Source organism: Acinetobacter colistiniresistens, from assembly GCF_024582815.1.
In the GTDB taxonomy this organism is placed as follows: Bacteria; Pseudomonadota; Gammaproteobacteria; order Pseudomonadales; family Moraxellaceae; genus Acinetobacter.
Genome location: NZ_CP102099.1, coordinates 3326530 through 3353174, shown reverse-complemented (window position 1 = coordinate 3353174; position 26645 = coordinate 3326530). Strand labels below are relative to the sequence as shown.

32 protein-coding genes are annotated in these 26645 nt (G+C 40.3%); 15 read left to right on the top strand and 17 right to left on the bottom strand.

The genetic code is table 11. The features are described 5' to 3' along the window. Nucleotides 1–2: 2 nt before the first annotated feature. The 10 genes from NQU59_RS16120 to NQU59_RS16075 all read left to right on the top strand — a co-directional run bounded on the left by NQU59_RS16120 (nucleotide 3) and on the right by NQU59_RS16075 (nucleotide 6339). Nucleotides 3–401, top strand: coding sequence for a hypothetical protein (locus tag NQU59_RS16120; protein WP_257064060.1), 399 nt, complete (start codon nucleotides 3–5; stop codon nucleotides 399–401). Continuing rightward, the gene (locus NQU59_RS16115; protein WP_257064059.1) at nucleotides 388–720 is read left to right on the top strand and encodes a hypothetical protein; all 333 of its coding nucleotides are present in this window, start codon (nucleotides 388–390) and stop codon (nucleotides 718–720) included. Before NQU59_RS16120 ends, NQU59_RS16115 begins: the two co-directional genes overlap by 14 nt. Continuing rightward, nucleotides 717–1160 carry a GNAT family N-acetyltransferase gene (locus tag NQU59_RS16110; protein ID WP_114166649.1) on the top strand — a complete coding sequence of 148 codons (444 nt, stop codon included), beginning with the start codon at nucleotides 717–719 and terminating at the stop codon, nucleotides 1158–1160. Before NQU59_RS16115 ends, NQU59_RS16110 begins: the two co-directional genes overlap by 4 nt. 3 nt (nucleotides 1161–1163) lie before the next feature. Then, complete coding sequence (locus NQU59_RS16105) at nucleotides 1164–1808, top strand: DNA transfer protein p32 (protein WP_257064058.1); 645 nt, start codon at nucleotides 1164–1166, stop codon at nucleotides 1806–1808. 9 nt (nucleotides 1809–1817) lie between these two features. Further along, entirely contained in the window at nucleotides 1818–3203 is a 1386-nt protein-coding gene (locus NQU59_RS16100; protein WP_257064057.1) for a hypothetical protein, read from the top strand. Nucleotides 3204–3241: 38 nt separating this feature from the next. Then, nucleotides 3242–3727 carry a CC0125/CC1285 family lipoprotein gene (locus tag NQU59_RS16095; RefSeq protein ID WP_257064056.1) on the top strand — a complete coding sequence of 162 codons (486 nt, stop codon included), beginning with the start codon at nucleotides 3242–3244 and terminating at the stop codon, nucleotides 3725–3727. A gap of 113 nt (nucleotides 3728–3840) precedes the next feature. Continuing rightward, the gene (locus tag NQU59_RS16090; protein ID WP_004888418.1) at nucleotides 3841–3999 is read left to right on the top strand and encodes a hypothetical protein; all 159 of its coding nucleotides are present in this window, start codon (nucleotides 3841–3843) and stop codon (nucleotides 3997–3999) included. Between the two features lie 149 nt (nucleotides 4000–4148). Next, complete coding sequence (locus tag NQU59_RS16085) at nucleotides 4149–5552, top strand: hypothetical protein (RefSeq protein WP_257064055.1); 1404 nt, start codon at nucleotides 4149–4151, stop codon at nucleotides 5550–5552. A 59-nt stretch (nucleotides 5553–5611) separates the two neighbouring features. Then, nucleotides 5612–5890: a holin gene (locus NQU59_RS16080; RefSeq protein ID WP_065342414.1), complete on the top strand. Its 279-nt coding sequence runs from the start codon at nucleotides 5612–5614 to the stop codon at nucleotides 5888–5890. After that, a complete protein-coding gene (locus NQU59_RS16075; protein ID WP_257064054.1) occupies nucleotides 5890–6339 on the top strand; it encodes a lysozyme in 450 nt (149 codons plus the stop codon). Before NQU59_RS16080 ends, NQU59_RS16075 begins: the two co-directional genes overlap by 1 nt. A gap of 161 nt (nucleotides 6340–6500) precedes the next feature. Here NQU59_RS16075 and NQU59_RS16070 read toward each other — a convergent pair whose 3' ends face one another. The 3 genes from NQU59_RS16070 to purM all read right to left on the bottom strand — a co-directional run bounded on the left by NQU59_RS16070 (nucleotide 6501) and on the right by purM (nucleotide 8603). After that, nucleotides 6501–6725: a hypothetical protein gene (locus NQU59_RS16070; protein WP_257064053.1), complete on the bottom strand. Its 225-nt coding sequence runs from the start codon at nucleotides 6723–6725 to the stop codon at nucleotides 6501–6503. A gap of 181 nt (nucleotides 6726–6906) precedes the next feature. Beyond that, nucleotides 6907–7536 (bottom strand): phosphoribosylglycinamide formyltransferase, encoded by a 630-nt coding sequence (purN, locus tag NQU59_RS16065; protein WP_171057820.1) that lies wholly within the window; start codon nucleotides 7534–7536, stop codon nucleotides 6907–6909. Beyond that, the gene (purM, locus tag NQU59_RS16060; RefSeq protein WP_005242726.1) at nucleotides 7533–8603 is read right to left on the bottom strand and encodes a phosphoribosylformylglycinamidine cyclo-ligase; all 1071 of its coding nucleotides are present in this window, start codon (nucleotides 8601–8603) and stop codon (nucleotides 7533–7535) included. Before purM ends, purN begins: the two co-directional genes overlap by 4 nt. Nucleotides 8604–8737: 134 nt before the next feature. Between purM and cxpE the strand changes: the two genes are divergently transcribed. The 4 genes from cxpE (at nucleotide 8738) to NQU59_RS16040 (ending at nucleotide 15183) form a co-directional block, all read left to right on the top strand. Beyond that, nucleotides 8738–9931: a chloramphenicol efflux transporter CxpE gene (gene cxpE, locus NQU59_RS16055; RefSeq protein ID WP_005242724.1), complete on the top strand. Its 1194-nt coding sequence runs from the start codon at nucleotides 8738–8740 to the stop codon at nucleotides 9929–9931. A 20-nt stretch (nucleotides 9932–9951) separates the two neighbouring features. Continuing rightward, nucleotides 9952–10650, top strand: coding sequence for a DnaA ATPase domain-containing protein (locus tag NQU59_RS16050; RefSeq protein WP_005242723.1), 699 nt, complete (start codon nucleotides 9952–9954; stop codon nucleotides 10648–10650). Between the two features lie 113 nt (nucleotides 10651–10763). After that, nucleotides 10764–12650, top strand: coding sequence for a rhombotarget A (gene rbtA / locus NQU59_RS16045; protein ID WP_257064051.1), 1887 nt, complete (start codon nucleotides 10764–10766; stop codon nucleotides 12648–12650). Between the two features lie 16 nt (nucleotides 12651–12666). Beyond that, the gene (locus NQU59_RS16040) at nucleotides 12667–15183 is read left to right on the top strand and encodes a CSLREA domain-containing protein (RefSeq protein WP_257064050.1); all 2517 of its coding nucleotides are present in this window, start codon (nucleotides 12667–12669) and stop codon (nucleotides 15181–15183) included. Between the two features lie 58 nt (nucleotides 15184–15241). Here the strand turns inward: NQU59_RS16040 and NQU59_RS16035 are convergent, their stop codons facing one another. The 5 genes from NQU59_RS16035 to NQU59_RS16015 all read right to left on the bottom strand — a co-directional run bounded on the left by NQU59_RS16035 (nucleotide 15242) and on the right by NQU59_RS16015 (nucleotide 18510). Further along, on the bottom strand, nucleotides 15242–15631 hold the full coding sequence (locus NQU59_RS16035) for a DUF3106 domain-containing protein (RefSeq protein ID WP_005242716.1): 390 nt from the start codon (nucleotides 15629–15631) through the stop codon (nucleotides 15242–15244). Then, entirely contained in the window at nucleotides 15621–15944 is a 324-nt protein-coding gene (locus NQU59_RS16030) for a hypothetical protein (protein WP_043972698.1), read from the bottom strand. Before NQU59_RS16030 ends, NQU59_RS16035 begins: the two co-directional genes overlap by 11 nt. After that, nucleotides 15931–16548, bottom strand: coding sequence for an RNA polymerase sigma factor (locus NQU59_RS16025; protein ID WP_257066332.1), 618 nt, complete (start codon nucleotides 16546–16548; stop codon nucleotides 15931–15933). The genes NQU59_RS16030 and NQU59_RS16025 overlap by 14 nt, the downstream gene beginning before the upstream one ends. 158 nt (nucleotides 16549–16706) lie before the next feature. Next, nucleotides 16707–17483 carry a TrmH family RNA methyltransferase gene (locus NQU59_RS16020; RefSeq protein ID WP_257064048.1) on the bottom strand — a complete coding sequence of 259 codons (777 nt, stop codon included), beginning with the start codon at nucleotides 17481–17483 and terminating at the stop codon, nucleotides 16707–16709. Between the two features lie 55 nt (nucleotides 17484–17538). After that, a complete protein-coding gene (locus NQU59_RS16015) occupies nucleotides 17539–18510 on the bottom strand; it encodes a class 1 fructose-bisphosphatase (RefSeq protein ID WP_005242704.1) in 972 nt (323 codons plus the stop codon). Between the two features lie 176 nt (nucleotides 18511–18686). Between NQU59_RS16015 and NQU59_RS16010 the strand changes: the two genes are divergently transcribed. After that, a complete protein-coding gene (locus NQU59_RS16010; RefSeq protein ID WP_005242703.1) occupies nucleotides 18687–18872 on the top strand; it encodes an NF038105 family protein in 186 nt (61 codons plus the stop codon). A gap of 57 nt (nucleotides 18873–18929) precedes the next feature. On the opposite strand, the gene pal is transcribed toward NQU59_RS16010, so the two are convergent. The 9 genes from pal to ruvA all read right to left on the bottom strand — a co-directional run bounded on the left by pal (nucleotide 18930) and on the right by ruvA (nucleotide 26641). Further along, nucleotides 18930–19496, bottom strand: a complete 567-nt coding sequence (gene pal, locus NQU59_RS16005) for a peptidoglycan-associated lipoprotein Pal (protein ID WP_005242702.1) — start codon at nucleotides 19494–19496, stop codon at nucleotides 18930–18932. A gap of 22 nt (nucleotides 19497–19518) precedes the next feature. Continuing rightward, complete coding sequence (tolB, locus tag NQU59_RS16000; protein ID WP_257064047.1) at nucleotides 19519–20802, bottom strand: Tol-Pal system beta propeller repeat protein TolB; 1284 nt, start codon at nucleotides 20800–20802, stop codon at nucleotides 19519–19521. 99 nt (nucleotides 20803–20901) lie between these two features. Further along, entirely contained in the window at nucleotides 20902–22314 is a 1413-nt protein-coding gene (gene tolA / locus NQU59_RS15995) for a cell envelope integrity protein TolA (RefSeq protein WP_257064046.1), read from the bottom strand. 3 nt (nucleotides 22315–22317) lie between these two features. Continuing rightward, complete coding sequence (gene tolR / locus NQU59_RS15990; protein WP_257064045.1) at nucleotides 22318–22770, bottom strand: protein TolR; 453 nt, start codon at nucleotides 22768–22770, stop codon at nucleotides 22318–22320. Further along, nucleotides 22770–23468, bottom strand: coding sequence for a protein TolQ (gene tolQ / locus NQU59_RS15985; protein WP_005242694.1), 699 nt, complete (start codon nucleotides 23466–23468; stop codon nucleotides 22770–22772). Before tolQ ends, tolR begins: the two co-directional genes overlap by 1 nt. Nucleotides 23469–23492: 24 nt before the next feature. Beyond that, nucleotides 23493–23900 (bottom strand): tol-pal system-associated acyl-CoA thioesterase, encoded by a 408-nt coding sequence (gene ybgC, locus NQU59_RS15980; RefSeq protein ID WP_005242693.1) that lies wholly within the window; start codon nucleotides 23898–23900, stop codon nucleotides 23493–23495. Nucleotides 23901–24032: 132 nt separating this feature from the next. Beyond that, nucleotides 24033–24941: a hypothetical protein gene (locus NQU59_RS15975; RefSeq protein ID WP_257064044.1), complete on the bottom strand. Its 909-nt coding sequence runs from the start codon at nucleotides 24939–24941 to the stop codon at nucleotides 24033–24035. A gap of 91 nt (nucleotides 24942–25032) precedes the next feature. Beyond that, nucleotides 25033–26028, bottom strand: coding sequence for a Holliday junction branch migration DNA helicase RuvB (gene ruvB / locus NQU59_RS15970; protein ID WP_005242691.1), 996 nt, complete (start codon nucleotides 26026–26028; stop codon nucleotides 25033–25035). Nucleotides 26029–26035: 7 nt separating this feature from the next. Continuing rightward, nucleotides 26036–26641, bottom strand: coding sequence for a Holliday junction branch migration protein RuvA (gene ruvA / locus NQU59_RS15965; RefSeq protein ID WP_004654590.1), 606 nt, complete (start codon nucleotides 26639–26641; stop codon nucleotides 26036–26038). Between the last annotated feature and the right edge of the window lie 4 nt (nucleotides 26642–26645).

The following is a 26645-nucleotide window of genomic DNA, read 5'->3' as shown; positions in this document are numbered from 1 at the left end:
AAATGAAACTAAGCACTGCCATTGAAATTCCAGCGACTCAAATGTTTAACAATGGGGTTATGGATCAAGCGTGGTATATGTTTTTCTATGCCCTTAGTCAAAATGCGAGTAAAGGTGAGGAAATTGATACTGGTCAACTTCTTCAACTTTCAAGTCAGTTACCCGCTGTGACAGTATCTAATGGAATACTTTCTGATATTGATGATTTACAGCGGAACTTTCCTATAAGTCCAACTGCTCAAAGCGAAGATATTCAACCGATGCCAACTGCATCGGTTTTTTATTTTGAGTCAGACAATATCTTTCCAACAACAAACATCTGTTGTGATGACAAGCTTTATCCCTTGCCAACTGTACAGATCACTAATGATATGCAGGTAATTATAAATGGCACTAATTAACTACACACAAGCAGTTATACCCCAAACTCTACCAGCTGGTGATTTCCTTGCTTATACAGTGCCAGCAAGCACAGTGGCGCAAGTACGAGCTTCAACGTTTTATAACAAATCAGCTGCACCTATCACACTCAAAGTTTCAGTTGTTCCAAGTGGTGCAACGCTGGGTGCACAACATCAAGTTGCTCAGAAAAACATTCCAGCAACCAGCAGCTATTTAAATCCTGAAATCATTAACCATGTGCTTAAAGCTGGCGACAAGCTCTATATCAATGGTGAAGGCTTGAATGCTTATATTTCTGTAATGGAACAGGTCACATGATCACGGTAAGGCGTGAAAAGTGGATTGAATGCATTGACCAGATTATGCCGCTTTGCCAACAGGTATTTGACTTAGAAGAAGCTAAATTTACAGGTTTGCAATTAGATTTTGATCTTGACCTATATCAAGCAGTTGAAGAAGCGGACCGCTTTCATTGTCTAGTTATGCGTTCAAATGGAATGCCAGTAGGTTTCCATTGGATTTTCATTACGCCAATGCTTCGACATAAAGGGTTATTTCAAGCGCATACAGATGCAATTTTTGTAGATCCAAAGTATCGAAATTACTCAAATAAACTTATTGAATTTTCTGAGCAGTACATAAAAAGATTGGCGTCTTTCTGGACATTAGCAAATCTAAAAGCAGTAGATCGTGAGCAGGTCTGGTGCAGAAAAGGATTTGAGCCAATTGAAACAATTATGTTTAAAATTATGAGGTGAGCCATGTCATTTATTGGTAATGCATTAGGATCAATCACTGGTTCAAACAAGCAGGCAAAAGCCGCCCAGGAAGCTAGCAACCAGCAGTATGAGGCTACTAAATACGCTACTGACCAACAAAAGCAAATGTTTGATGAAGTGCGTAAAGATCAGCAACCCTATATGCAAGCTGGCTATGATGCACTCAAACAGCTTATGGGTGGAATGGGCCAGAATGGGCAATTCATGCAAGCATACGGCCAAGATATTTATAACGACCCAAGTTATAAGTTCCGCTTAAATCAAGGCTTAGATGCTGTGCAAAGTGGTGCGGCTGCACAAGGTGGGTTGCTAAGTGGCGCAACACAGAAAGCACTTAATGACTATGCCCAAAACTTTGCTAGTCAAGAATATCAGAATGCTTACAACAGATATAACGCAGACCAAACTAACCAATATAACCGGTTATCTAATCTTGTTGGTTTAGGGCAAAGTGCTGCTGCTGGTGTTGGTAATGCTGGTATGCAAACAGGGCAAGCCATCGCAAACAACACAATGGCTGGTGCAAATGCTCAAGCAGCTGGAACAATTGCTGCCGGCAATAAAACAGCAAATAACTTTAACAACTTACTGGGTATTGGTACTGCTGTAGCAGGCATGTTTATTTAAGGAATTGTTATGGCTATTGATCCAAGCATCATTACGAATGCAACACTACAACAGCAAGCACAGCAAAATGAAATAGGCAATAAACTTGCAGGGCTAACAGGTGCTCTTGGGCAATTGGTGCTTGGTCGCAAAGCTCAAGAGATGAGCCAGCTAGCTACTCCACAAGAACAGCAAGCCTTTGCCAATAATTCTATTTTCTCACCTTATTTGAATAGAGTTTTAAAAGCCAATCAACAAACAGCGCAAAAAAATGCAATAGACCTTTTAAAGGCTCAAGCAGAAATTGGCAAAACTAACAGTGAAGCTACTAAAAACAATGCTCAAGCAGGTGGATTTACTTTAGATAACTCCCAAAAGAAATATGGCGCTATTCAAGGAGCATTCCAGCAAGGAGCATTAAATGGAGATAAAGGACAAGTTTTATTGGCACTAGATGCTATGAAAAGAACAGGAATGATTTCACCTGAGGATTACGATCACAACGCCAGCATTTTAAGTGTGATGAAACCTGAAGAAGTTAAGCAGTATGGATTGAATAGTGGTTTGTTGAATAAAGAGCTTGCGCCATATCTTTTTCAAACTAAAAACAATGAAGCAGATAATGCTGCATCTGAAGCTAACAATATCCGCACAACCAATGCAACAATGCGTGGGCAAGATATCACAGCAGAAACTGCAAATAAGGATCGCAACCAGAAAGAAAAGCAATTCCAACAGGATTTCAATTTTAAATCACAACAAGATTATTTTGAGAAAAATAAACCTGTTAGTTTTGGAGTTGACGTCAATGGGCGAAAATATGCAATTTTATCAAATGGTGACTCAAAGTACATCAAAGATGAAAAGGGCAATTATATTTTTGAAAACCAAAAGGGTAGTGGCAAACCTCAAATCAGTGATCAAGCATTAAAATCGGTTAATGAGATCAATACTAATCTTTCAACTGCAACACAAAATGCTCAAAAGATTAATAGTCTTATTTCTGATGTACAAAGTGGTAAGTTGAATTTGAGTGCAGCAAATCAGTTAGGCGCAAAAGCTAAAAACCTTGTCGGTTTGTCTGATGAAAATAGCCGCGGAGTTGAAAACTTCCAGACTGCACTTAATCAGGCTGTTAATGATGTTTTAATGATGGCCAAAGGCACACAGACAGAAGGTGACGCACAACGTGCTGCACAAGTCATTGCTGCAAACCCACCACGAGATAATGCAGCAGCCCTTCAAGTTCTTCAGCGACTTGCAGCAGTTCAGCAAAATACTATTTCAGCTCTTAATCAGAATATGAATAGTATTTATGACAACTACGGTGTATCGAGACCACAGCAAAAAGCGACACAAGGTGTGCAATCAAATGCAGATAAAGCTAAGTTAAATAACATTCTGTTTGGTCGTTAAATATGCTATAAATCCCTCATCAAGGTGGGGGATTTATAATGAAGTTTTTTAGTTTAATACCAATAATTTTATTATCAGCTTGTGCTACAAGTTATCAAAGTAATGGGTTAACTGGCGGTTTTGAAGATACCGAGTTATCTCCAGGATATTACCGTATAACTTTCCGTGGCAACGGTGTTACATCTAGAGAAAAAGTGAATGAGTTTGCTTTATTAAGAGCATCAGACTTAATGCTATCAAGAGGATGTAAAAGCTTTCAGGTTTTAAATGGTAAAGATACAGTGAATACTTCTTATGTTGATTTGCCACGCACAACCTCTACTAATGCAAATGTATATGCCTATGGTAATTACGCCACAGCCAATGCAACCACCACAACTTATGGTGGTGGATTGCAAAGTGTGCATAGAGCAAAAACAACCTTAGATGCGCGCTGCATTAATGCAGAAGCTGATCCATCTCAAAATATCTTTGATACCAATTTCATAAATCAAAAGCTTAAACAGAAATATAGAATTAATTGATTTAATTAAAGCACCCTAGGGTGCTTTCTTAATACCAAAACAAAACCCCGATGTTGACGCATCGGGGTTTTTTTACAACTTAACCGGAGCAAGATTAAGGAGAAATACAATCTATGCCTGAAATTATAGCAGTAATTCTGCAAAAAGTAGAGGTAATTATGAAAGAACATGGCTACTGGAAGGTAACAGGATCTGTCTTACTAGGCATTTTGATATGGCAGTTTTCAAACATTCTTAATGCAACTGCAAAATTGATTGAGGTCATTCGATGAAAGAAAAATATTATTGGTGGGATATATTTAAGTCATCTTTCATAATTTCCATACCAATATTAATCTGGAAACTTCCAGAAATTATTTCAGCGATTAAAACCTAAAGCCGGCCTAAAAATGGTCGGTTTTTTATTGCCCGAGGAAAAGTTATGGCTACATCACAACAGCTAATGCAATTAATGAATAATCCAAATGCAAGAAAAATGCTTGATTTGATTGCAGCCACAGAGGGTGTGAAATATGGCTATAACACTCTCTTTGGCAATCAACGAATAGATGACCTTTCTTGGCACCCAAACGTAAAAAAGCCATTTACACAAACTGACGGGCAAGTGAAATACACAACTGCTGCAGGTCGCTATCAATTCCTTAAAGATACATGGGATGGTGTGGCTAGACAGTATGGACTCGATTATGAGATTGCTTCTAACACCTTTAATGTGACCGGTGATCGATTACCAGAGCTTGGTACAGCAATTGAGGTGCATGGTATTGATGCAAACGTCTATGCGAATACAACAGTAGGTTATGCCGTAGGTGTTGTGAGAGCAGCATACTTTGGGCAAAAGTCCAGAAATGTGAAGATTCATGACAATATTTTCAAAAACTGCTCTCAAGTTGTTGAATTTGACGGCTCCACAGGGACTGATTTAATTTCCGATGTCTACAGCAATACAGCATGGTTAAGGTCTCAAAAACCTTACGATAATCGCCCTAATGTGGCTTTTGGTCATAGTGAATTTAGTTTTGCAGGTGTAACACCAGATACTGGTAATTACATTGAAGTTAATTTGACGAATAATACTGTATATCAACAAGCAAAAGGTAGTGACTGGAGCTCATTCAATCATTCTGATAATGCTGTTTTTCAGGGTGGTAAATTCAATAAAGTTGTTTCAAAGGGGAATACTTATGTAGGTTTCAGTAGTGGACGACATTTAAATTACAGAAATAATTTTGCTGAATATTATTTTGAAGACACATTTGTTAGTTGTGGTCATATTTTTGATGCATCACGACCAAATGTTAACTCTCTACTCTGGTATCAAAATATTGATGCTGCATGGGCGGCTGGGCAAATTAAACTAGTTGTTTGTGATGACACATTGAAGAATTGTTTGTACGAGGCCATCAGTTTTAATATCGGAGTGTCGCCTATTAATTCTGAATATGTCCTTACTTCAGATAAGTGGATTATTCCGTATTACGGTGATGAGCCTAATTCATCAGATACCGCTATTTACAACTATGTACTTAGTGAAATAGATGGATCCAAACCTATCAATGCGCAATCAATAAAAGTTTCAGGGAAAATCCAAATTACTGATGGACAGTACTTCTGGAAAAAAGCTGGTGTTTCAAAAAAATGGAATATGCATCGATCATTTGATGCCTTGGCTGCGCCAACTACTCCTAGATTCTTTGGAGATGTACAAGGGGACATTGTCGACAACACGGCACCATCAAGTGGTCAGCCAATCGGGTACGTTTGTACAGTAGATGGTGCCGGTTCAGCAGTGGGTACATGGAAGGGTTTTGGTGTAGTTAGTTGAATATAAAAAGTTATGTAAACGCCCAATTTGGGCGTTTTTTATTATCTGGAGAAAAGTGAATGCAAGACCATGAGAAGACATTACTCACATTATTTATTGTTGGAGGGCTTATCGGAATGAGCAGACTCTTAGTTTCAAGCGATCCGCTATCAGTGCGTTTGATTGTTGGGCGGACAATTCTAGGTTCAGCAACTTCATCAATTGCTGGTGTCGTATTAATTCAGTTCCCAACATTAAGCCCGATTGCTTTGGTGGCCATCGCATGTGCACTCGGCATCTTGGGAAGTACGTTCATTGAAGAGTACTTGAAGAAAAATGTTAATAAGTGGGGTGGGTGATGAGCAAAACAACAAGTAATGTAGGACTTGATCTTATTGCCAGTTTCGAAGGAACACGCCTTAACGCTTATGATGATGGGGTGGGAGTTTGGACTATTGGCATTGGAACCACTGTTTACCCAAATGGTGTGAAAGTTAAGAAAGGCGACACTTGTACCTTAGACCAAGCCAAGTCGTACTTTGCACACGATCTAAAGCGCTTTGAAACCTCTGTGAATAACCTGGTGAAAGTGCCACTTTCTCAGAATCAATTTGATGCACTTGTGTCGTTTGTCTATAACATCGGTTCAGGCAACTTTGCATCATCCACACTTCTTAAAAAGCTGAATGCCAAAGATTATGTTGGCGCTGCTGACCAATTCCCAAGATGGAACAAAGCTAAGGGTAAAGTTTTGAATGGCCTTACTCGTCGTCGTGCAGCCGAGCGTGACCTATTCTTAAAAAAGTAATTCACAGATGCAGCCGATCTATCAGTTCTTTGCTGTTTAGCGTCTGCATTCTAATTCTATTACCGGGTTGCACTGCACATTCAATAAAAACTAATGTGAGCATATCTATATGCCTTCAATGTGTGCAGGAGAGATAAGCCCCTATAACTAGGGGCTCTTTTTTATTCCCGAACAACTATGAAGCCTTTGAGTTTTCTCTTATTCAAAAACAAATAACGTTCTGCTGCTACCTTTGTTTGAAACTCCATAGCACCTTCCTTCTTTTCAGAAAAAATGTACTGCTGATTAAACATTCCACTTATATCTGAGTAATCCTCGTATTGCTCAAACAAGTCAGTCTGAATATGCAAGTACAAGTTACCTTTTTTCAAATAGTGAAGGCGCATGGGATTTGCTCAAATTCTGTATTGGGTAAATTATGAGCATTTAAGCTCAGTATTTACAAATTTATTTAAAATTATTTTGGAAAAATAAAAATAGAATTTCAGTGCAACAAGATTGTAAATTGATAATATAAATTATTGAAAGATATAAAGAAAAAACGCATCCGAGGATGCGTTTTTATTTTTAAAACTGGGTAAACTGAATGGGGCGTTCTAGAGGTTTTCGATTGAAATAGGCTTGCCCGTTTTTCCAGCTAAGCTGGCCGTTACAGAGCCATTCGGCCACTTGAGGATAAATAAAATGCTCAAGTTCGTGTACACGGTGTGCCAGACTTTCTACGTTATCATGCACACTGACTTGAATCGCGGATTGGGCAATACTTTGGCCAGCATCTAGTTCAGCCGTGACAAAATGAACGGTACAGCCATGCAAACGGTCGCCTGTATTCAATACGCGCTGATGAGTATTGATGCCTTTATAAACAGGCAACAGAGAAGGGTGGATGTTTAACATTTTGCCTTGCCAATTGTTCACAAAGCTTGGCGTTAAAATCCGCATGAAACCTGCAAGAATAACTAAATCTACTTGCCATGCTAATAGCTGCTGGTGCATGGCTTCATCGAAACTTTCTCGACTTGGATAGTCTTTATGTGAAATCACAGCGGTCGCAATATTGGCGTTCTCAGCACGTTGTAATGCGTATGCATCGGCTTTGTTTGAGAGCACACCAATGATTTGCCCTGACAGATTTGCATCTATCAGGGCCTGTAAGTTGCTACCGTTGCCAGAGACAAGGACCGCAATTCTCATTATGCAAAGATCACGCGAATTTTTTCGTCAGCACCTTCAACTGATGCAGCATTTTCTTGGATATAACCAATTTTCCATGCTTTTTCGCCTTGAGCATTCAATACCTCAATTGCTTTGTCAGCTTCGCTGGCATCAACTGCAATCACCATACCCACGCCACAGTTAAATGTACGGTACATTTCAAAGCGCTCTACGTTACCTTCACGTTGTAACAACTGGAATAATTCAGACCATTCCCAGCTTGATTCGTCAATCACAGCTTGCGCACCATTTGGAAGAACACGCGGTAAGTTACCTGGTAAACCACCACCAGTGATGTGTGCCATAGCATGTACATCAACTTGTTTGCATAGTTCGAGCACCGGTTTAACATAAATACGCGTTGGTTCCATTGCAACGTCAGCAAGTGGGCGACCATCTACGATTTGAGTTAAGTCGACATTCTTAACATCTAAAATTTTACGTAGTAAAGAATAACCATTTGAATGTGCACCACTTGATGCCACACCAAGAAGTACATCACCAGACTTCACTTTAGTTCCATCAATAATTTTACTGTGTTCAACCACACCCACAGCAAAACCAGCAAGGTCGTAATCTTCACCTTCATACATGCCAGGCATTTCAGCAGTTTCACCACCAACCAATGCACAACCAGCAAGTTCACAACCTTTACCGATACCTGTCACTACATCTGCTGCAACATCAACATTCAAATGACCCGTTGCATAGTAGTCGAGAAAGAATAATGGTTCAGCACCACAAACAAGTAAGTCGTTTACACACATTGCAACGAGATCTTGACCAATGGTGTCGTGACGGTTGAGGTTCAGCGCCAGACGTAATTTTGTACCTACGCCATCTGTTCCTGAAACCAATACAGGTTCTTCATAACCTTTAGGGATTTTACATAGCGCGCCAAAACCACCGAGGCCGCCCATTACTTCAGGACGAGTGGTACGTTTAGCGACAGATTTGATACGATCGACCAGTGCGTCGCCCGCTTCAATGTCGACGCCCGCATCTTTATAGCTTAAACCAGTATTTGGGGTAGAAGTTGAGTTGCTCATAGTGAAGTCTCCGCAGTGGCGGCAGATTATAACCTGAATATACGAAACTCTTATGTTATTTATGCTCGAAAATGCTATCTTTAATTAAATTTTTTTTTCATTTATAACGATTACACGAAAAAAGGCTAGATTTTATGCAAGATCAGGTACTGCGTCGTATCTTTATCCTCGCTGGGCTCGCATTATTCCTTTGGGTTCTCTATTTATTAAAGCCCATTGTGATCCCTTTTGTTGGTGCTTTTTTTATTGCTTACCTATTTAGTCCTTTAGTCGATGTTCTTGTAAAAATTAAACTTCCACGTTGGTTGGCTATCAGCATCGTTTTTATAGGTATTGGTGTTACTTTGACCATGGTTTTATGGTTCTTGGTGCCATTGATTTGGAAACAGTTGATGTATGCTCGAGATAGCATTCCTGCTGGTATTCACTGGGTGAATGCAACTTTCTTGCCGTGGGTATCACATACCTTTAATGTGGTTCCAATGGAAATTGATACTGATCAAATTACCAAGGCCTTGATGGATTATATTCAAACCAATTACAGTGCGGATAGTATCCAAACGATGGCGTTAAGGGTTGCTCAGTCTGGACTGAATTTCATCCAGATTGGTGGTGTGGTTGTACTGATTCCAATTATTTCTTTCTATTTCTTACTGGATTGGGATCGTATGTTACAAAGCTTTAGACGTTTGATACCACGTCCTTATGAAGCCTCTACCTTAACCATTGTTCGTGAGTGCCATAGTGTTCTAGGTGCTTTTGTCAAAGGACAATTCCTTGTCATGCTTTTATTGGGAATTGTTTATGCTGTTGGTTTACAATTTATTGGTTTAGAAGTTGGCTTGATTATTGGCATGATTGCTGGTCTAGCCAGTATTATTCCTTATTTAGGATTTGGTGTCGGAATTATTGCAGCTATCATTGCAACACTGTTCCAGTTTGGACTTGACTGGACACAATTGCTGCTAGTGGGTGTTGTCTTCATGATTGGCCAAATGGTCGAAGGTTATATTCTTCAGCCATTTTTACTGGGTGATAAAATTGGTTTGTCGCCAGTTGCAGTTGTTTTTGCTGTACTTGCAGGGGCACAACTAGGTGGATTCCTTGGCATGTTAATCGCTTTACCTGTTGCAGCAGTTATTGTGGTACTGCTAAAACATGCACGCGACCATTATGAAAAAAGTCGTTTATATGGTCTGCCAACTGAAGTTGTGCTGGCAGAAGGGCAAACCAAGCATATAAATGTTGAAACAGATCATGTAGAGCTTGATATTCAAATTAAAAACTCTCAAGATACAGAGACTTCAAACACGAATGACTTAAAGTAATTGAGGAAAAAATTAAGGATATGCGTCAACTCCAACTGGATATAGAACCACAACTCGATGCCCGAATCAGTGATTTTTCGGGGCCGGGTTGGGGGCCTGTGGTTGACGCAGTTAGACAGTTACATGCCGGATTAGTCAGCCGCTTTTATGTTTATGGCGGGGCAGGTACTGGCAAGAGTCACTTACTTTCTGCGATTTGTGATTCTTATCTGGAGCTCGGTCGCCCAGCAATTAAAGTCTCATTACTAGAATTATTAGATGCACCTATTGAAGCCATTACTTCATTAGAATTTTATGATTTGGTCGCTTTGGATGATATTGATGCGATCAGTGGTGTTCCACATTGGCAGAAAGCTGTATTTCATTTGATGAATAATCATGAGGGGCAGTTGGTTTTTTCCTCTCGTGTGGCGCCTATTGAATTAAAATTAGAATTACCTGACTTACAGTCAAGGCTGACCCAAGCTGTGAGTGTTAAAGTACCTAATGGCAGTTCTTATAGTGATCGACAAGCCCTGTTGCACTCGGTCATGACGCGCCGAGGTATTCATTTTGACCAGCAAATTGTTGACTATTTATTGAGCAATGGGCCGCATCAGGCTTCGATTTTATTACAGAGATTGGCTCAGCTTGAAAAAATGCTCAAAGGCGAGAAAACTAAACTATCAAATACAACACTTAAGCAAATTTATGCATTGATTGATGAATATCGCCAATAGTATAAAATTTCTTGAGTAATTTTGAGAGCTATGACAAAGTACGCACAAAGGAATGTGGTTGTAAACAGCTAGTTTGCAAGACGAAAAAAAATGAAAAATAGAAGGAGATTGGTATGCTCAAACGGATGCTTGCCTGTGCTTTATTTACCGTTACTGGATATGCATATTCTGCGGATATTCAAGTCACAACATTAGTTGATGAAGACAAAGATGACGCCGTTTGTTCATTACGAGAAGCTGTCGAGTTTTTAAATAAAAGAAGCCAAAAAGAATTTGAAAATGGTTATCACGGATGTGGTAACAAGGATGCAAGCAATACAATTGTTTTACAACGCGATCAAACCTATCAACTTAACTCGGCATTAAATATCAAAGCCGCGATGACAATTCGTACTGTAGTGAGTGATGGTTTTAATGATAATAAAAAAGGATTGAACAATGCGACGCTTAAAATGGCGGGAAATGATCGTCTTTTTGTCATTGATGATAATAATGTTGAAAGTGCATTACTTGCAGTTAATTTGATTGAATTAAATTTACAAGGTGCTGCAAATAAGCTGAATGACGGCGGGCTAATTCTTAATCGTGAAAGTCTATCGATTCAGTATTCTCGCCTGACAGGTGGTTCTGCAAACCGTGGTGGTGCAATTTATAATGCTGGGGTTTCATCGGACGCGAAGAACACTGCAGGCTATGTTTTTATTAATAATAGTATTTTTCAGAATAATAAAGCAGATCAGGGGGCAGTCATTTATAGCGAAATGCCAATGTATCTGATTACACAATCGGTCATACGTGACAATGAAGGTGTAGCAGGGCCAAATGGTGCTTTATTATTTGTTCAAACGGGCTTCAATAATGACACGATAGCTGGGGCACTTGCCGTAAGATCTTCCGGTATTCGCAGTAGCACTATTTTCCATAATAAAGGCGGTTATGTAGCGAATATTCGTGAAGGCATGATCCTTAATAATAATACGATTATTAAGAATGCTGCGGGGCTGTATTTACAATCTTTAAATTTTAAAGTAACGACAGAAGAAGATGTCAATGGAGTGAAAAAAGAAACAGTCAAAGAGTACCCAAGCTCTTATGTGTCGAATAGTGTTTTAGTTGCAAATGGAAATAGTAATTGTGGTACTACCTCAGACGATACCACGATTGTTCAAAGTAATTTAACGACATCAGAGTGCGACCGTAATGCGGGTGAACGATTACCCAATTTTATGTGGAATCAGAATGATCCTGAGCAAACATTAATTGCTGGCGGTACAAATGATGAAGGGATTTGTGCTGCTCCTCCAGCAAAAGGATTATTATGTCCATACTCGACGCCAAAAGATCAAATGCTGGGTTTCTTTAAACCACGTTTACTCACTTCTTATAAGCAGTTATCGGATTCGCTCATTGTCAATAAAGGACGCATTTATAGTGATGGTACGACCTTTAGTTTAGCGAGTTGTGAAGCAACTGACCAGCGTGGGAAAAGCCGTACGGGCTTTAATGAGTTGTGTGACTTAGGCGCAATTGAACTGGTTGTTAACCGGGGGGAGATTCCAATCGTTGGTCAAGATATTTTATATGGACAAATTGCGAAATTCAGTATTGCAGAGAGTTTGTTAGATGGTGAATTGTTAGATCCAGCCACATGCGAGGCTCAATTAGGTAAAAGTCCTGATGGCCAGCCTTGGCAAGTTGGTTGTTTGCAAGTGGTTCAAACCCAAACGCCATCTAAAGGAAAGCTAACTCTTGATCAGGATGGTAATGTAACTTACGTGCCTGATAGTGATTGGCATGGTGCAGATAAATTTAACTTACGTGTTATGACGACAACGACTCGTTTTAATGATGTATCAAACTATTTTATTGATATTCCAGCAACAATTGTACAAGACCCACCAAACACTTTTAAAAGTAAAACCGTAAATGTAGGAAGTTTTGGTCTAGGAGCGATCTTGGCATTATTCGGTTTAATAGGATTGCGCCGCTTAAAATCATAATCAGGGATGTGATGAGATGAAATATTATAGAAAAACAATATTAGCAACTATGGTTTTGGCAACTATGCCGTTGTTAGCTGCCACCAGCAGCACGCCCATTAAGGTAACTACATTTGTGGATGAGGATGGCGAAAATCCAAATGCTTGCTCATTACGTGAGGCAATAAAAACTGCCGAGACGCGTGTCTCTTATGGTGGTTGTGTTGTAACAGATACCTTACCAAGTACGCAAAAAGTTATTCAGCTGGAAAAAGGGGTATATACCCTGAAAAAGGAATTGACGCCAAATGTGAGCGTTTCAATTCTAGGGGCAAGTCCTGTAAATTGGGAAGGAAAAAATGTCCTGCTAAATGATGTTGTTAATCAATATCCAGCTCAAATCCCATTGCAAACAACAATCAAAGCAGAAAATTCACGTATTTTTAACACGACACTTGGTGCCAAGGGTTTAAGCCTAACCAATTTGATTTTAACAGGTGGACGTTCGGCTGATTTTGGTGGTGCAATATATGCAGGTGCTGATGTTGCATTACAAAGTACACAAATCCTTGATTCTGAGGCAAAAGAAGGTGGAGCTATTTTTTTAGCTGGTCCTTCAACGACATTAACATTGAATAAGAGTGTGATTCAGGGTAACCGTGCGGAGAAAGGCAGTGTACTGTCGATGAGTTGCTTTAATGATATTACATATGCAAAGCGGACCATCAACTTAACCTCCAACAGTTTTATTAATAATGGTTCACCCAATTCAAGTAGTATGATTGAGTTTTGTGGGGAATCTACAGCAACTTTAACGACCAATACCATTGCAAAAAATATTGTAAACAATTCAACAGGAAATCTACTTAAATTCACTGGTGATACCAAAGCTGGAACTGTAGAAGATAATAAGTCTAGTATTTTAAGTAAAAACAGTATTTTAAGCTTGACGAGTAATACAATCGTAGAAAATCAAGCTTTTACGACGCTTCTCTATGATAAAATTGGTGCTAAATTATTACAGTTCAATGTTCTTGCTTATAATGGTGATAGCAATACATATGCCTGTCGATATTTATTTGGAAATGTCGCTGATCAAGAAGGGGTAGGTCTTGGAATTGCTTACAATGCACTTGCGCTAAAGCAGGATGGTTCTAGTTCTGTAGTAAATAATGTGTGTGATGTGCCAAAAGCGTCGCTTAAAGACAATAAAACCAATTTGAATGTAAGTGCGATTGATTTTAATACCTTATTGAGCCCTTTACAAAAAGCTTCAGCTGATACGGCATTCTTACCAATGTATTACCCTAAAAAAAATGCGACAAGCGTGCCTAGCGATGATAAGGGGAATACAAAATTAGTTGGCTTATTAGATGTTGATGGAGTCAATTGTAGTTTGACGGACCAGCGTGGTTTAGCCCGTATCACCGACGGCACTTTATATTATGACCCTAAAGCAAGCAACCGCTGTGATATTGGTTCGGTTGAACTAATGAAGTTTACAGCAGGTGATTTACAGGATCTAACCAATACATCGATTAGCAGCTTGATTACAAGTTATCAAACACAATATGACTTTTTCGATAATTTGGTGAAAAATCCAAATAATCCTGATTTTTTAACGTATTACAAATCTCGTTTGGATCAATATCAAAAATTATTGCAATACACCAAAGCTAATTTACATTATCGTGCAATTTACATTGATTTAAGAAATTATCAACTACCTTTACCACAAGATGTACAGCAAGCTGATGGCAGTTATAAATTACAGTTCTTTAGCCCAGATTTATATGATGTAACGACAGAACCTTTAGGTAAAGGACAAATCAATGATACGGTTACTGATATAGATAAAAGTGATATAGAAAATTTGGTGTGTACTTGGAATAAAGATTTACAGCAAATTATTTTTTATCGAAAAGATGACAGGGTTACTCAAGCTGGTGACAAGATTTTCTGTAAATATACGATTACCTCTAAACCAGGAACTAGTCCACAAGTGAGTTCATCTGGTTTAATCCGAGCAGCATTTGTAAATATTGCACCAGTTGCAACAAATACATCCTTAACTTTCAAATATAAAGAAAAGCAAAAGTTAAGCTTAAACTTATTAAATTTTGCAAATGACAATGGCGATACAGGCGAGGGTGGATCTGGGCCAGAAAAGAATCCGAATAAACCTCAGTTTTGGAAGAATGCCGAAGGTATCGAATTACCAATTCGTTTAACCAATGTGCCAACCAAAGATCTAGGTATTACGGCAGATCGCCAAGGTGCTTGCCCTGCGCCAGATGAAAAAGAAACCTGCTATGGTGGTAATATTTATGTTCAAGAAGTTAATGCATTTAATCCATTTAACTTCTCATTTAACTACCAAGTTTACGATGCTGATGGCGTATCCTCCAATGTGGCGACAGTGCGAACCATTAGCACGGCAACCACAACAGACGATACACGTTCTGCCAGTAACAGTGGGGGGGGGAGTTTTAGTTTTTATTCAGTATTGGGGTTGTTGGGGTTATTGGCTTATCGCCGCTTTAAAAGTAAATAACCCGAAATATAATAATAGCGCCATTTAGGCGCTATTGTTATTTCTATACACTATAAACTCAGTGCTCAGAATATTTACTGAGATATTCTTCTCTAATATTTATCCGTTCTTCGGTACTGGCATTTAACATGCGCTTACGTAATGTATTGCGTTCCTGTGTGCTCATCTTTTGCCAGACATCACGCATTTTTTGTTTTTCATCTTCTGGCAGTTGCGTGAACCATTCCATCCTTTGCTGTAGTTGAGAACTCTGGCTATTAGGAACTTCTTTCAAGGTTTGGTAACGTTTAATTAAAACACGTTGCTCTTCAGGCGATAGATCATCCCATGCTTCTTCTGTTGTGGCTTTATTGGGTTTAGAAAATACCCAAAAGCGTTCAGAACCTGCAAAACTGGTTTGTAGTAACCCGAGCGTACACACAACAAGTGCTAATTTTTTAGCTGCCATGTGGAACCTTATCCTCACCTAAGACCAATAACATCTCCATATCTTCAACCATTTGCGGCGAAAGCTTTGGATTTACGACAACCTGATTTTGTGGTTGATCAGCAAGCTGTAAAGAGCTTGGCAGAACCACAATTCCCATGATTGCAGCAGCAACAGCAAAACCTGTCATTTTCCAGATACTATAATAAGAAGTTGGCTTCTTTTGTATCGTATCTAGAACATGATTCATGACTTGCATTTTGTTGTGATGCTGCTCTTTCGCAAGTTGGTCAAGTCTGGAAGTCACATGGTTCGTGAACTCATCTTTTTTCATCTGATGATCCTCCTGTATGTGGGTTTAAATGCTCAAGAGCAATTCGAAGTCCCTGAATTGCACGGTGGTAATGCGTTTTAACGCTGCCTTCGCTGCAATCCATAATTTGTGCTGTGGTCATTGTGTCGAACCCTTCCCACGCTCTGAGCATAAATGCCTGTTGTTGACGAACAGGTAGCTGATTGATCGCTGCCTGAATTTCCTCCATCGTGACTTCCTGATCAAGAAATTCAAATGGATTAGGCGTAGATTCATCTACAACATCAATGATTTCTTCATCATCATCTAAACTAATTTTTTTAAATAAAGAAAAAGGACTTGCTCGACGAGCTTCCTTTCGTCGCCAGTCTTGGAGCTTATTGTTCAATATGGTATAGAACAAGGGATACCATTCATCGGTACTTTTGTCGGCATATGATTTATGTAATGAAATAAATGCTTCTTGCACTAAATCCATGGCAATGCCTTGTTGCCCCTGTGTTGCACTTTCCATCATAACCAAGGCACGACCTGTAACGTCCTGCATGAAAAAACGCAGGCGTTGTTCAACAGTACTACGATCAGCACTGTTTTCAATTCGAGCCTTTTTCGGTGCTAAATCCATAGAGATGGAAAATCCTGTCATGGATACCCACCATTAATTCCAATTCATTAATCATATAACGTTGAAAATGGTGAGCGCGTTGACAACTTAAGCAATTATTTTTAGTAGTGTAATTGATTTTCTCAGTAAAAAACTCGTAGTTAAAATAATTTAACGTTTTACTGACGTTGACGAACCATTTCAAAAAAACACACAGAGCCTGCAATCGCAACATTGAGGGACTCTTGCCCACCCGGTTGAGGGATTGTCACAGCTTGAGCATGTGCTAGCGCATAATCACTCGCACCTTGACCTTCGTTACCTAAAATCCAGACACAGGCTTGGGTTAAATCCTTGCTATATAGGCTGGTTGAACGATGTGAACTGGTGACAAACACAGGTATTTGAAATTTTGGTAAAATATCCGTGAGCTGAAAGTTTTCAAAACATTGAAGACTAAAATGAGCCCCCATACCTGCTCGAAGCACACGTGGAGACCATAGTGCAGCTGAACCTTGTGTGCAAATCACCTGCTTGATGTTTGCAGCGGCAGCAGAGCGGAGGAGTGTACCTACATTTCCAGGATCTTGAACATTTTCTAGAATTAAAGTGTCGGCCTTAAAATCAATAGTGGCAGCAGTTTTGGGTAGGTCGACAATCGCTAGACATGGCAGGGTGGTACCCAAGGTGCTTAAATCCTTATATAGGACTTCACTGATAACGAAGATGTGACCTTGGTGGAGTTCGATCACTTCTTGTAAATCTGGATGTTCTAAGGCTTGTTCAGTGGTAAATAAAGAAAAGATTTTTTTCTGTTGCTGTAACCACGCCAAGCACAGATGTGTACCTTCTAGAACGGTTTGCTGATGTTTTTTTCGAGCACTGTTGAGCTCGATCAGCCCACGCAAATGTTTGATTTTTGCATTGTCTTTTGATTCTAGGAAAATAACCGCCATAAAATAACATCCGAAAGGGTATTATAAATTTATAATACCCTGATTATAAAAGTAATTAGTGATAGCTTGTTACGCGTTCGACTTCATTTTTAGAGCCAATAATTACTGGAACACGTTGGTGTAATTCAGTTGGTTGGATTTCCATGATACGAACACGACCTGTTGTAGAAGCACCACCTGCTTGTTCAATCAGCATGCTCATTGGGTTTGCTTCATACATTAAACGTAAACGACCTGCTTTCTTCGGGTCTTTTAAGTCGTAAGGATAAAGGAAAATACCACCACGGCATAAGATACGGTGGATATCACCAACCATGCATGCCACCCAGCGCATGTTGAAGTCTTTTTCACGGACAGAGGTTTTACCTGCTAACAGCTCATCAATATAACGTTTTACCGGATTTTCCCAGTGACGTTGATTAGATGAATTAATTGCAAATTCTTGCGTATCTGCTGTAACTTGCACTTGTTCTGTTGTTAACAGGAAGTTCTTTGTGGTCGGATCAAAAGTAAAGAACACCACACCAGAACCCACAGTAAGCACGAGCATGGTCGATGGGCCATACAGTACATAACCAGCAGCAACTTGTTCTGTACCAGCTTGCATAAAGTCAGCAGATTGAGTCACTGCATTCTTTGCAGGAAGAATAGAGAAAATTGTACCGACACACATGTTAATGTCGATATTGCTTGAACCATCGAGTGGATCAAATAAAACCAGATATTTACCATTTTCCTGAGCAGGGGTGAAATCATCTAATTCTTCGGAAGCTAAACCGCCTACTTGAGGATGTACTTTTAATGCATCAATCAGGTAGTCATTTGAAATAACGTCTAATTTCTTTTGTGTTTCACCTTGAACATTTTCATTGCCAGCACTGCCTAAAATACCTGCTAAAGCACCTTTTTGTAGGGCTTGATCAATAGTTTGGCAAGTTGCAGCAATTGTTTCGATGACTTGTGCCAACTCTGGAGTCAAATTCCCATTTTGTTGTTCTAGATATTGGGTCAAAGTAAGGTTTGACATATTGAATAGCTCCGATTTAGCCGTGTCAAAATTGATAAAAAAGAATGTGGCTATTCTAGATGAGATCGTGCAAAAATAAAAATTATCTTACTTTATTTATGTTGCTTTTATGATTACAAGTACGCCATTACATGCTATGTTGCATAGATACTAAACAGGATGTTTGGAGGTTAAATATGACAACCAAGAATTTTGAGGCAACGCCCACGCCAAGTGAGCCCATTAGCTTAGATACGATTTCCAAAGAAAATGTGAAGGATGCATGGAAACAGTATGAGGCCAAGCCTGAATATAAAAAGTTTAACAAGCACGATTTGATTGAGTCGATGCAAAGCAAGCCGGATACTCAGTCTTCGTCTTGATCAATAAATAAAAATGCTCACCTTAAGTGAGCATTTTTATTTAAAGCGTAACCACGATTATTTTAATAGTGGTGGAACGGCTTCATAGTTGATTTCTACACGGCGGTTTTCTTTCCATGCAGCTTCATCATGGCCTGCGTTAACAGGTGATTCTTTACCGTAGCTGACTGCTTCAAGTTGCTGTGGGTTTACACCGTTGGTAATCAAAAAGCTTTCAACCGCTTTTGCGCGACGTTCGCCAAGCGCCATGTTGTATTCACGTGTACCACGTTCATCCGTATGACCTGTAAGAGCAACACGAGAGTTGGCATTGGCAACCAAGAACTGAGCATGTGCTTGAAGTGTTTGATAGTCTTCATTTGATAAATCGCTGCTGTCATAGTTAAAGTGAACAACGCGTTTTGCCAAGAATGCTTTGTTTGCAGCAGTTACACCTTTTGAAGATGCGCCAGCCAAGTTTTGTGCATTGAGTGCTGCATCTTCGCTTAAACCCTCGGTACTGACTGTTGATGAACCATTTGGATTGGTACCTGTGGTAATTTCAGCAGCCGGTTTACGACTTGCACAGCCTGTAAATACAAGCGTTGCAGCAATAAGTGGAAGCGTTAGATATTTAATGTTCATTTGATTCTCCAATAAACTAAATTTATTTTGGTGCCCAAGCTGGTTCACGAACTTCACCTTGCTCACTTGGCAAATTCATGCGGAAACGGCCGTCAGTAGACATGACGGATAGCAAACCGCGACTACCTTCACGCGTTGCATAAACCACCATTTGTCCATTTGGTGAGAAGCTTGGCGATTCGTCTAAACTAGTTGGTGTAAGAATGTTGGTAATGCCAGTATTGATATCTTGAATTGCGACTTTATAGTTACTACCGCTTGGGCGATGAACCAAAGCAATTTTTTTACCATCGGCACTTAGCGTACCGCGTGCATTGAAAGCACCTTTGAAGGTTAAGCGTTTAACTGAACTATCATCAAAGCTGTAGCGATAAATCTGTGGTGAGCCACCGCGGTCTGAGGTAAAAATGAATGATTTACCATCGGGTGCATAGCGTGCTTCAGTATCAATCGCAGTATCATTGGTCATACGCTGTACTTGACGCGTACTTAAATCCATTTGATAAATTTCAGGATTACCATTCATCGATGCGGTAAATAGCATTGATTTACCATCTGGTGAGAAGCTTGGTGCGCCATTTAATCCACGGAAGCTGGCTAAAACTTCACGTTGGCCTGTGGCTAAGTCTTGCAGATAAATCGCAGGACGCTTGGTCTCAAATGACACATATGCAATTTTCTTGGCATCTGGTGTCCAGGCTGGAGAAAGAATAGGATCGCGTGAAGACAGGACAGTTTTAGGCTGTTCGCCATCAGTATCAGCAATTTGCAAAGTATAACGTTGGGCTGGCGTTGCCTGATTACGTAATACATAGGCAATACGACCGCTAAAGTCACCCGCAATACCCGTTAACGCTTGATAAATCGTATCACTGATCATATGACCAGCTTGGCGTATACGTGAGCTTGGTACAGTGAGTACCTCATTCAGTAGATATTTTTGTTTTTGTATATCATAAAGCTGGTAATGAATTTCAAAGGTATTTGCATCAACCGCTTTCATTTGCCCAACGACAACGTAAGGTACACCCGCATTTTGCCAATCAGCTGCTTGAACCTGATTCAGGCTTGCAGTTGCTGGTAAATTTTGAGATGCACTGGTAAAACGACCTGAACGATTTAAATCGCTTTCTACGATAGGATAGATCGCATTGTCATTTGTAAAGGGGACAATCGCGATTTTAGGGGCTTGTTCAGGGGCTTTTGCAATCTCGAGGTGTAATTGTGCGAAAGTTGCTGTTGGAACAACAGTGCTAATCGCAGTGAAAACTGCTAAAGAGATGAGGTGTTTACGAGTCTTGTCCATAGTTACAATTACTTGCGTTCGTATTTTTGTGGCTGTTGATTATTTAACATAGTTACATGCTTTGTGCTATTAAAAGCATGTAACGTTAACTATTCATTACTATTTTGCAGTAAAACTTGAAGTAAAGCTTCTTGCTTCACGGCGGGCAACAGGATCATCTGGCATTGGGTAGGGTGCTGCGGCGCGAACAGCTGCTTCTACACTGGCTTTCACATCAGGATCACTTGCAGAAACAACAACAGAAAGTACTGCACCACTGTCACTTAAGGTTACACGTGCGCTGGCACGTTGTCCTGAAGAGCCCGATGGCATATTCCAAGCCCGATAGATTTTTTGTTCAAAGTCGCGTTTAGCCGTTGAAGCCACACGTTTTGCATCAGCCTTTTTCTGAGCTGCTTCTTGTTCCGCTTTTTTGGCTGCAGCCGCTTTGGCATCTGCTTCAGCTTCGGCTTTACGTTTCGCATCAGCGTCTGCTTTTGCTTTGGCATCTGCATCGGCCTTGCGTTTCGCATCTGCATCGGCTTTGCGTTTGGCATCAGCGTCCGCTTTTGCTTTGGCATCTGCATCGGCTTTACGTTTTGCGTCTGCATCAGCTTTACGCTTAGCATCAGCGTCTGCTTTTGCCTTCGCATCAGCATCAGCTTTGCGTTTTGCATCAGCATCGGCTTTGCGTTTTGCATCAGCATCAGCTTTGCGTTTTGCATCAGCCTCAGCTTTTGCTTTTGCATCTGCATTCGCCTTACGTTTTGCATCGGCTTCCGCGCGAGCTTTGGCATCAGCATCGGCTTTACGTTTTGCGTCCGCCTCAGCTTTTGCTTTCGCATCTCGTTCTGCTTTGCGTTTTGCATCGGCTTCAGCACGAGCCTTGGCATCAGCTTCTGCTTTGCGTTTTGCATCTTGCTGGGCTTGAAGTTTTGCGTTCTCGGCAGCTTTTTGCTGTCTTAATTTCGCATCTTGTTCCGCTTTTTGGCGTGCTTTGGCTTCCGCCTCGGCTTTGGCAGATTGTTCAGCTCTATGTTTTTCAGCCTCTGTTCTCGCCTTTACCTCAGCTTGGCGTTTGGCTTCAGCGTCTGCACGTTGTTTTTGTGCTTGCGCTTCTGAGAGTTTACGTTGTTCTTCAACCTGCTGAGCTCGCGCAGCTTCATCGGCTTTACGTTTTTGTTCGGCAAGCTTGGCTTGCTGAGCCTGTTCAGCTTTTTGCTTTTCAGCAGCAAGCTGTTGCGCAGTTGGCAGTGGAGGAATTACGGGAATATTCTCAGGCAAGGTCTTATCAACAATTGGACTTTCAACCTGTTCAGCTTGGTGATTTGCTGTGACTTGTTGTTCTGGTTGCTGTAAAGACTGAGGTAAATCTTCTGGCTTCACCAAAATAGTGGTGAGTTTTTTAGGCTGTTCAGGTGGTTTACTCAAGCCTAAAAACAGTAAGCCAACAATCGCGATTGCATGGACGCCGAGCGTGAAACCCAGCGCAATCGCATTTTGTTTAAAAGGTGGCTCTTTAAATTTTTTCATAGCTTATTTTAACGGCTCTGTCAGTAAGCCGACTTGGGTAAGGCCTGCTTCTTGTAGGCTCGCCATGAGTGAAACCACTTCACCATATGGACGAGATTTATCACCATTAACCAAAACTGTCAGTTGTTTGTTGTCTTGCTCTGCTTGAGTTTGAGCTTCACTTAAAACATTTTCCAGTTCTTTGAGCGAAAGAGGGTCGCTGCCTTTATGTTCTTGGTATTGCAAAAAGATATTGCCATCTTTACCAATCGTTACCAGAGCAGGCGTATCTTTGGACTCGATAGGGTGATTATTGGCTTGAGGTAGATCTACTTTAATACCACTGGTGATCATAGGTGCTGTCACCATGAAAATGACCAATAACACCAACATCACGTCGATATAAGGAACGACGTTCATATCACTTTTGAGTGGCTTTTTAATGCGTTCAAAACGTCCAGATCGTTGAATCGCCATTATGCATCTTCCTGTGTCGTTCCAATCGCTTGGCGCTGTAAAAGAGCAACCATTTCTTCTGCAAATAAGGCACGATCTGAATAGGTTGATTCACCTTTAGCGGTAAAGTGGTTAAACGCAAGTACCGCAGGAATTGCTGCAAATAAACCAATTGCAGTTGCAATGAGGGCTTCTGCAATACCAGGTGCAACAGTTGCCAAAGTCACTTGATCAACGGCAGCAAGACCAATAAAGGCATTCATAATGCCCCAGACCGTACCGAATAAGCCGATATAAGGAGCAACAGAGCCGATGCTGGCAAGCGAACCTAAGCCTTGCTCTAGACCACCTTGATCACGGCTTAGGCCAACACGAAGAATACGTTCGGTTCCTTCGATGGTTTGATTGGTATCGGCTTTACGTTTCTGTAATTTGAAAAACTCACCTAAGCCTTGGTAGAAAATATCTTCTAGACCACGGCGCTTAGAATTGAGTTGTGCATTGTTATAAAGGGTATTTAATTCGGCACCTGACCAGAACATTTTTTGAAAATGCTCATCCTCTTGTTCTGCTTTTTTAAAGCCCATATGTAATTTAGCGATCAAATACCAGCTAAAAATTGAAGCAAGAAGTAAGATCAGCATGACCAGTTGTACAACAGGACTTGCTTGTAAAATTAGGTCAGAAATATGCAGGGAAGATTCTAAGTTAGTTGCCATAAGTCGCTGTGCCGAAAGTTTATTTTAGTCCTGTGCTAACTCTTTTTGAATTAGATCACGAATTTCATCAGGAAGTCGACGTGGCATTAACTCTTTATTTAAACATGCCAACACAACCTCACCTGAAGCCAGCAAGATTTCACCACGATAAATATTTTGTTGCAACACAAAAGATGCGGCTTTACACGAAATAACACGTGCTGTAACGGTAATTAAATCATCCATTAATATTGGGCGTACATATTTGACCTGAATCTGATGTACCACGAAGCTGTAATCTTTTTGGTGCCAGTAGTGATCAACACCAGCTGCACGTAACCATTCGGTACGAGCACGTTCCATAAAACGTATATGGTTGGCATGGTAAACGATACCGCCTGCATCTGTATCTTCGATATAAACGCGAATGTTGAACTCAAAATGATTGGCCATTTCTATTACCTATTTTTGCGTACTGTGAGCAATCAGGAATGATATTGCCTCAAGAGAGCTAAGGAAATAGTAATAAATAACATATTGTTGACCTAGATAAAAAAAGAGGCCCTATCTAAGGGCCTCTTTTTTTTAATAGTTGAGTTCTTCCCAAGCGACGACTTTAGGAAAGCCAGGAACGGTAGTCCCATTCGCATAGGCACGCATTAACGCTTTATAGTCAGTGGTTCTGGTAATAGTGATTGAATTTTTATTGTTGTTGGTGTCTTCAATAAAAATCTCCGCAAAGCTTGGATAAAAAGCCAAAGCATCTTCGACACTTCCAAATTTGATTTGATTGTCAAAATTTACAGAGAATTCTTTATTATTGTTTATCCCAATTAGGCGTCCTTTAGTAATTGATCCAGTTGACCAAGGTTCAAAGCTATAGTTTGTGAGTTTATAGCGTTCTGTATATTTCTTATCAGCCCATGTGAATTCCATTTGAGCAATGTCATATTTGAAGGGACGAGTATCAGCATAATAAGATAGACTACTTTTGCTTCCATTAAAGGTTGTTATTTCATTATCAACTTCTACTTTAAATTGGTTCAGTGTCGTATCGATTTTAAAGTTATCCTGTGACCAGTATCCTTGTGAGCTAACACTTCCAGATAGGAACATTGGTTCCTCAGAAACAGGTTGAATCACGCCATCTTTTGTATACTGTAGATCACATTTATTCAGCGTAACCATTTGACTACTTCTGCTAAAGCTTCCTTCTTTATTTCGGCAGAAGGCTTTGTAGCCCATTTTTTCTCCACCTTGTATTAAATAAAAAACGGATTCGGCAAGTGTAATGGTATCAATGAGCTGATTTTCATGAATACTTGATAAATTGATAATCGGAGCATAAATCAATTCAAGATTTTCTGGTTTGCTATAATCTAGTCTTTCTTTACCTTGAAATGAATTTCCGTTATTTGCATTATCACCTCCACCCCCGCAGGCTGTTAAAAATAAGCTACTCAAAAATACGGCAGTTAATGTTTTAATTTTCATTGTTACCCTAAAAATAATGAGATGATTAGAATGACGTATATGCTATTCTAATCATCTCATTATAAGAAGCATTTATTAAAAATATTTAATATTATTCAGGCGGCGTCATACCAAATTGTAAATATGCCATATTGGTTGCAATACGACCGCGTGCAGTCCGCATCACATAACCTTGCTGAATCAAATACGGTTCAATTACATCTTCAAGCGTTCCGCTATCTTCCGCCATGGCTGCGGCTAAAGCTTCAACACCAGTTGGTCGTCCTTCAAAACGTTCCAGTAACATGCTGAGATAACGCCGATCGAGCGTATCTAAACCTGCTTTATCGACATTGAGCATGTCCAAAGCCCGTTGTGCCATCTCCTGAGTTACTTCACCTGTGCCTTTGACTTGGGCATAGTCACGGACACGGCGTAATAATCGATTGGCAATACGGGGTGTACCTCGTGCACGACGAGCGATTTCTGTTGAGCCTTCGTGAGTAATCGGCACATCCATCAAGTTGGCTGAACGGGTCACGATATGGGTCAGGTCTTCAACTGAATAAAACTCTAAACGTTGTACGATCCCGAAACGATCACGTAAAGGAGAGGTCAAAAGACCTGCACGTGTTGTTGCCGCGACTAAAGTGAAAGGGGGAAGATCTAGCTTAATTGAGCGGGCAGCAGGGCCTTCACCAATCATAATATCGAGTTGGTAGTCTTCCATGGCTGGATAGAGAATTTCTTCGATCACTGGGGAAAGACGATGAATCTCGTCAATAAACAGCACATCACCTTCTTCCAAATTGGTCAGCATGGCAGCAAGGTCACCCGCACGTTCCAATACAGGGCCAGAAGTTGACTTTAGATTACCGCCCATTTCTCTTGCGATAATATTGGCCAACGTGGTTTTACCTAAACCTGGTGGACCAAAGATCAGGGTATGGTCAAGAGCTTCACCACGACCACGTGCTGCGCCAATGAAGATTTCCATTTGCTCACGAACTACAGGCTGACCAATATAGTCTGCTAATGAGGTTGGACGAATGGCGCGATCAAAATGATCTTCGGGTTTTTCTGTTCCGCTAATAAGACGATCTTGCATATATCTATTACTTCATCATGGATTTAAGCGCAGCACGGATAATGTCAGCCGATTCAGTATAGTCTGCTTTAACTGCTGCCACTGCTTTTTGTGCTTCTGCTGGTTTATAACCTAAGGATTGTAAAGCAGCTTCAGCTTCGGCAACTGGTGAATTTGCCATAAATTGAATTTGAGCAACTGCTGCATTCGTGGTACTGCTGGTTGAATGCGCCAACGCTTTGAAACGATCGCGTAATTCAATCATTAATCGTTCAGCAGTTTTTTTGCCTACACCCGGAACTTTAATCAGGGTGTTAATATCATCATGTTCAATTGTGTGGATGAGCAGTTCAACACTTAATGTAGATAGAATGCCCAAAGCCATTTTGGGGCCAACGCCATTTACTTTGAGTAGTGTACGGAAAATGGTCTTTTCTTGTGCATCACTAAAACCATAAAGTTGCTGAGCATCTTCACGAACAACTAGATGCGTCCATAAAGTGACTTTCTGTCCTTTTTGTAATTGGCAAAATGTCGAAAGTGGTGTGTCAATTTCATAGCCAACGCCATTTACGTTGAGTAATACGGTTGGGGCTTCTAGGGCAAACACTTCGCCAATTAAACATCCGATCATTGAG